Here is a 617-nt window from a genome sequence, read left to right as displayed (position 1 = left end):
CGACCCATGAAAACCAGCGATAGAGAAAGAAGGCCCCATCATGAAGGGAATGCTCATACCAACGGACGGCACGCCCCATGCCATCGACATCCAACAGGATGAGAACGGGTCCGCGCTCCACGACCTGCAACAGTTAGTGGGCGGATACATAGAACCGTTCGACGTGATCTTCGGGGAGAACATCTGCCTGTACGTGAACGAGGAGGGGCTGGGCAACTGCCCGCCCAACCGCGCCGTCTACGCCACCCGGAACATGGAGGAGGAAGGCTACCTCTCCCAGATGGACTACACCAGCGTCGTGCAGGAGGGCGAACTGTACACCATCCTGTGGGGTGACATTGTGGCCGTGGGTTTCGACCCGGAGACCGGCATGGACCGGGACCTGACCGACGCGGAGATCGCCCAAGTGGGCGACTACTTCACCAAGGTCTCCGCGCCCGGCAGCGGTCTCGCCGAAGCCCTCGCCATCCAGCAGGGACGCCATAGGGAGGAACCCGCGCAGGAGCATGGCGTGAGCCTCAAGGATGAGGCGGACGCCTCCCGCGACGCCTCCGACGCGCTCGGCGGAGGCCAAACGCCGGACAAGCCCCAGCGCGGCATGGATGGGCGGTGAGAGT

The 617-nt window shown here is 64.0% G+C and carries 1 protein-coding gene; it reads left to right on the top strand.

Features of this window, described 5'->3' with window-relative positions:
• Positions 1-49 precede the first annotated feature (49 nt).
• Entirely contained in the window at positions 50-613 is a 564-nt protein-coding gene (locus B5G37_RS14845; protein ID WP_158099459.1) for a DUF3846 domain-containing protein, read from the top strand.
• Positions 614-617 lie beyond the last annotated feature (4 nt).

Origin of the sequence: Pseudoflavonifractor sp. An85 (genome assembly GCF_002161235.1) — a bacterium.
In the GTDB taxonomy this organism is placed as follows: Bacteria; Bacillota; Clostridia; order Oscillospirales; family Oscillospiraceae; genus Enterenecus.
The sequence above is the reverse complement of the archived record's forward strand: the minus strand, read 5'-3'. Positions and strand labels throughout refer to the sequence as shown.